Origin of the sequence: Kineococcus glutinatus, assembly GCF_039542765.1 — a bacterium.
GTDB classification, from domain to species: domain Bacteria; phylum Actinomycetota; class Actinomycetes; order Actinomycetales; family Kineococcaceae; genus Kineococcus_A; species Kineococcus_A glutinatus.
In genome coordinates this window covers 1-5,492 of sequence record NZ_BAABIL010000043.1, presented here as the reverse complement: position 1 = coordinate 5,492, position 5,492 = coordinate 1, and the positions used below count along the sequence as shown (strand labels likewise).

At 73.2% G+C, this 5,492-nt stretch carries 5 protein-coding genes; 3 read left to right on the top strand and 2 right to left on the bottom strand.

Features of this window, described 5'->3' with window-relative positions:
• From ABEB16_RS02245 to ABEB16_RS02235, 3 genes are all read left to right on the top strand, one after another.
• Positions 1–1,510: sugar ABC transporter ATP-binding protein (locus ABEB16_RS02245; protein ID WP_345710648.1), on the top strand; the 1,510-nt coding region annotated here is incomplete at its 5' end.
• The gene (locus tag ABEB16_RS02240; protein ID WP_345710647.1) at positions 1,507–2,529 is read left to right on the top strand and encodes an ABC transporter permease; all 1,023 of its coding nucleotides are present in this window, start codon (positions 1,507–1,509) and stop codon (positions 2,527–2,529) included. The genes ABEB16_RS02245 and ABEB16_RS02240, both read left to right, overlap by 4 nt.
• Before the next feature lie 84 nt (positions 2,530–2,613).
• Positions 2,614–3,591, top strand: coding sequence for an ABC transporter substrate-binding protein (locus tag ABEB16_RS02235; RefSeq protein ID WP_345710646.1), 978 nt, complete (start codon positions 2,614–2,616; stop codon positions 3,589–3,591).
• Between the two features lie 98 nt (positions 3,592–3,689).
• On the opposite strand, the gene ABEB16_RS02230 is transcribed toward ABEB16_RS02235, so the two are convergent.
• Positions 3,690–4,841 (bottom strand): ABC transporter substrate-binding protein, encoded by a 1,152-nt coding sequence (locus ABEB16_RS02230; RefSeq protein WP_345710645.1) that lies wholly within the window; start codon positions 4,839–4,841, stop codon positions 3,690–3,692.
• A gap of 59 nt (positions 4,842–4,900) precedes the next feature.
• Positions 4,901–5,492, bottom strand: a 592-nt coding sequence (locus ABEB16_RS02225; protein ID WP_345710644.1) for an ABC transporter permease, incomplete at its 5' end; no start/stop codon positions are given.

The window sequence follows — 5,492 nt, the reverse complement described above, 5'->3', positions numbered from 1 at the left end:
GGCGCTGTCCGACGTGCGCCTGACGCTGCGGCACGGCGAGGTCCTCGCCCTCGTCGGCGAGAACGGGGCGGGCAAGTCCACGCTGATGAAACTGCTGTCGGGCATCCACGCCCCGGACGCCGGGCGGTTCACCGTCGACGGGCAGGAGGTCCGGATCACCGGTCCGCGGCACGCCCAGCAGCTCGGCATCAGCATCATCCACCAGGAGCTCAACCTCATGCCCGACCTCACGGTCGCGCAGAACGTCCTCATCGGCCGCGAACCCCGCCGCGCCGGGCTGTTCCTCGACACCGCCGAGCTGGACCGCCGCGCCCGCGAGCACCTCCAGCGCCTCGGTCTGCCGCTGGACCCCCGCGCTGTCGTCGGACGGCTGACCGTCGCGCAGCAGCAGATGGTGGAGATCGCCAAAGCGCTGTCCTACGAGGCGCGCATCCTCATCATGGACGAGCCCACCGCCGCGCTGAACCACGCCGAGGTCCAGGTGCTGCACGACCTCATCCGCCGCTTCACCGGCCCCCGCACCGGCGTCATCTACATCTCCCACCGGATGGACGAGCTGGAGGCCGTCTCCGACCGGATCACCGTGCTGCGCGACGGCCGCTACGTCGACACCCGCGACACCCGCTCCACCACGCTGCGGGAGGTCATCTCCCTCATGGTGGGCCGCCCGGTCGACGCGACCACCGGCCGGCAGCCGGCGCGCGCCGAGCGCCCGCCGGTGCTGCAGGTGCGGGGGCTGAGCACCCGGGCGCTGCTGCGCGAGGTCACCTTCGACCTGCACGAGGGGGAGATCCTCGGTTTCGCCGGGCTCATGGGCGCCGGGCGCACCGAGGTCGCCCGCGCGATCGTCGGCGCCGACCGCCGCAGCACGGGAACGGTCCTGCTGCGCGGCCGGGAGGTGTCCGTGCCGAACCCGGCCCGCGCCGCCCGCCTCGGGATCGGCTACCTGTCGGAGGACCGCAAGGGCCTGGGCCTGCTGCTGGAGCGCAGCATCGCCGAGAACATCGCCCTCAGCTCGCTGCGGGACCGCTTCTCCACGGCCGGGTTCGTGCGCGAGCGCACCCTGCGCAGCACCGTCCGCCAGCAGATCGACGCCCTGCGGATCCGCACGCCCTCGCCGGAGCGGCGCGTCAAGGACCTCTCCGGCGGCAACCAGCAGAAGGTCGCCCTCGCCAAGTGGCTGGTCAAGGACTGCGACGTCCTCGTCGTCGACGAGCCCACCCGCGGCATCGACGTCGGCGCCAAGGAGGAGATCTACGCGATCCTCGACGCCCTCGCCGCGCAGGGGAAGTCCATCATCATGATCTCCTCCGAGCTGCCGGAGGTGCTGCGGATGTCGCACCGCATCGCCGTCATGAACGAGGGCCGCATCACCGGGTTCCTCGAGGGCCGCAGCGCCACCCAGGAGGACGTCATGCACCTGGCGACCCTGCGCCCGCCGGGGGCGGGTGCGGGCGCCCCCCTCCCCGCACCCGTCCCCACCACCCCCACGAGAGCAGGCCGGCAGTGACCACCACCACGTCCCCCGAGGGCACCCGCAACGGCGGGGGCGCCGCGGCGCCGCGCCGCGGCGGTGCCGCCGCCGCGGCGCGGAACAAGCTGCAGCAGCTGCTGGCGTTCGCCAGCCTCATCGTGATCTTCCTGTTCTTCTTCATCATGAGCCCGAACTTCGCCACGACGAGCAACGTGACGAGCATCCTGTTCTCCACCGTGGTCATCGGGACCCTCGCGGTGGGCACCACGTTCGTCATCATCACCGGCGGCATCGACCTGTCCATCGGCACCGGCATGACGCTGTGCGCGGTGATGTCCGGGGTGTTCATCGTCGACGCCGGCCTACCGGTGCCCCTCGGGGTGCTGGGCGCCGTCCTCTTCGGCGGGCTGCTCGGCCTCGTCAACGGCCTCAACACCGCCCTGCTGAAGATCCCGCCGTTCATCGCGACCCTGGCGATGATGCTGGTGGCGCAGGGCCTGGCGCTGGTCGTCTCCGGCAGCGCGCCGATCTACTTCACCGACTCCCCGGGCTACCTGGACATCTCCACCGGCAGCATCGTGCCCGGCGTCGACTTCCCCAACGCCGTGCTCGTGCTGCTGGCCGCGGCCGTCGTCGCCGCCGTCGTGCTGGGCCGCACGGTGCTGGGCCGCTACACGTACTCCATCGGCAGCAACGAGGAGGCCACGGCGCTGTCGGGCATCGACGTGCGCCGCTGGAAGATCACCGTCTACGCCGTCGCGGGGCTGTTCACGGGGCTGGCCGGTGTCCTCATCTCCGCGCGGCTGGGCTCGGCGCAGCCGGGCACCGGCGTCGGCTACGAACTGCAGGCCATCGCCGCGGTCGTCATCGGCGGCACCTCCCTCACCGGGGGCAAGGGCACCGTCGTGGGCACCCTCATCGGCGCCCTCATCATCTCCGTCCTCAACAACGGCCTCGTCATCATCGGCGTCCCGCAGGAGTGGCAGAACGTCATCCTCGGCGCCGTCATCCTGCTGGCCGTCTACACCGACACGGTGCGCCGCCGCACCGCCTGAGCCGCCCGGCCCACCCCGCCCCCGATCCACCACCCCGCACCGCGACCCCGGCCCGCCCCGCAGGCCGGCGGAAGGAGCACCACCATGAAGGTCAGCAGGACCCTCCGGGCGGGCGCGGCGGCAGCGCTGCTGCTGTCGCTCGCCGCGTGCAACCGGGACGGCGCCGAGACCGCGGGCAGCGACGCCAGCGCCGACGGCCCCTACATCGCCATCGTCTCCAAGGGGTTCCAGCACCAGTTCTGGCAGGCGGTGAAGCAGGGTGCGGAGGAGGCCGCCGAGGAGGCCGGCGCCACCATCTCCTTCGAGGGCCCGCCCACCGAGGCCGACATCGAGATCCAGGTCAACCAGCTCACGCAGGCGCTGGCCAAGAAGCCCGACGCCATCGGTTTCGCCGCCCTCGACAGCCGCGCCGCCGCCCCGCTCATGGAGCAGGCGGAGGAGGCCGGCATCCCCGTCGTGGCGTTCGACTCCGGCGTCGACAGCGACGTGCCCGTGACGACGGCCTCCACCGACAACAAGGCCGCGGCCGCGGCGGCCGCCGAGCACATGGCCGAGCTCATCGGCGGCAAGGGCAAGGTCGCCCTCGTCGTGCACGACCAGACCAGCCGCTCGGGCATCGACCGCCGCGACGGGTTCGTGGAGTGGATGGAGGCCAACGCCCCCGACGTGGAGCTGCTGCAGCCGCAGTACGGCGGCGGCGACCAGGCGAAGTCCGCCGACATCACCAAGAGCATCCTCACCGCCAACCCCGACGTCGTCGGCATCTACGGCTCCAACGAGGGCTCCGCGATCGGCGTCGTCAAGGGGGTGCAGGAGAGCGGGCGCACCGGCGTCACGATCGTCGGGTTCGACTCCGGCAAGGCGCAGAAGGACGCCATCACCTCCGGCCTGGAGGCCGGTGCCATCACGCAGGACCCCGTCGCGATCGGGCGGGAGACGGTGGAGGCGGCGCTGAAGGCGATCGAGGGCGAGGAGCTGCCGGAGACGATCGACACCGGGTTCCACTGGTACGACAAGACCACCATCGACGACCCGGAGATCGCCGCCGCGCTCTACGACTGAGGCGCGCTCAGCGGGGGGCGGGGACGTCCGGTGCGCGACGCGCGGCGCGTCGCGCACCGGACGTCCCCCTCCCGGCGGGTGCACCCCACGGGCCGGGCTCAGGCGCCGCCCTCGGCCAGCGTCACCGCCAGCGGCGTGAAGGCCTCGCCCCGCACGTCCACGCCCTCGGCCTCCAGCTCCGCCAGCGCCTTCTCCACGTACTCGTTGGTCCACGCCTCCGGGCCCGGGTCCTGCGTGATGACGGTCCGCCCCTCGGCGTTCCTCGTGCCCCTGGCGATCTCCACGGTGCGCGCCCAGGCGGCCTCGTCGACGACCCCCGCCCCGGCCGGCGCCGGCCAGACGAGCTTGTTCACCTCGTTCACCTGCCACAGCTGGTGGCTGGCGCCGAGGGTCGAGCCCTTCGCCACGACGATGTCGCGGGCGGCCTCCGGCTCGTCGCGGGCGTACGCCCAGCCCTTGAGCGACGCCTTGACGAACCGCACCGTCGTCTCCTGGTACGCGGGGTCCGACAGCCGCTCGGTGTTCGCCCAGATCGCGTCCTGCAGCATCGCGGTGCCGACGTCGTTCCAGTCGAGCACGGTGAAGTCCGCCGCGGTGTGGAGCTGCCCCGTCGCGGGGTCCACCGCCTCCAGCAGCTGGGCGTACTCGTTGTACGTCATGGCCTGCGCGGCGTCGACGTCGCCCTGCAGCAGCCCGAGCATGTCGAACTGCTGCTGCACGAGGGTGACGTCCGCGCCCGGGTCGAGGCCCGCCTCGGTCATCGCGGCGAACAGCTCGTACTCGTTGCCGAAGCCCCAGTTGCCGACCTTCCTGCCGCGCAGGTCCGCCGGGGCGGCGATGCCTGCGTCCTTGAACGACACCTGCAGGGTGCCGGAGCGCTGGAACACCTGGGCGACGTTCGTGATGCCGGCGCCCTGCTCCCGCGAGGCCAGCGCCTTGGGGACCCACGCGATCGCGAAGTCCGCCTGCTGCTGGGCCAGCACCGTCTGCGGCACGATGTCGGTGCCGCCCTCGAGGATCTGCACGTCGAGGCCCTCGTCGCGGTAGTAGCCCTGCTCGACGGCGGCGAAGTAGCCCGCGAACTGCCCCTGCGTCACCCACTGCAGCTGCAGCCGGACGGGCGTGAGGCCGCCCGCGCCGGCGGCGGGGGCCGCGGCGGTCTCGTCGGCGCTGCCGCAGCCGGAGAGGGCGAGGGCACCGGCCCCGAGGGCACCGGTGAGGACGAGGCGGCGGCTGACGGCTGGGGACACGGGGGCTCCTCGGGTGGTGTCGGGCGGGCGTGGTGTCGGGCGGCGCTGCCCGCGGGGGTTCAGCGCAGCGCGGCGGCGGCGCGGTGGGGTATGACGAGCCGCTCCAGCAGCAGGGCGGCGAGGTAGGACGCGAGGCCGAGCAGCACTGCGCCCACGACGTAGGCCCACGCCCGCGGGTAGGCGGTGGCGCTGGCCGCGGACGTGATCCGGGCGCCGAGGCCGTCCTGCAGGCCGCCGAAGTACTCCGCGACGACGGCCGCGATGACCGCCAGCGAGGACGCCAGCCGCAGCCCGGTGAACAGGTGCGGCAGCGCCGAGGGCAGCCGCACGTACCGGGTGGTCTGCCAGCCGCCCGCAGCGCAGGTCCGCAGGAGGTCCAGGTGGACCGCCGACACCTCCCGCAACCCGCGGACGGTGGTGACGTACAGCGGGAAGAACACCGCCACGGCCACGACGAGGCGGCGCGGCACCGGGCTCGTCGAGCCGAACATCGCGTTGAACACCGGCGCCAGCGCGATGATCGGCATGGTGTTCGCCGCCGCCGCCAGCGGGCCGAGCACCTCCTCCAGCAGCCGCAGCCGCGCGCTGAGGACCGCCGCGACGACGCCGGCCGCCGACCCGGCGAGCAGCCCGACGAGCGCGGTGGTGCCC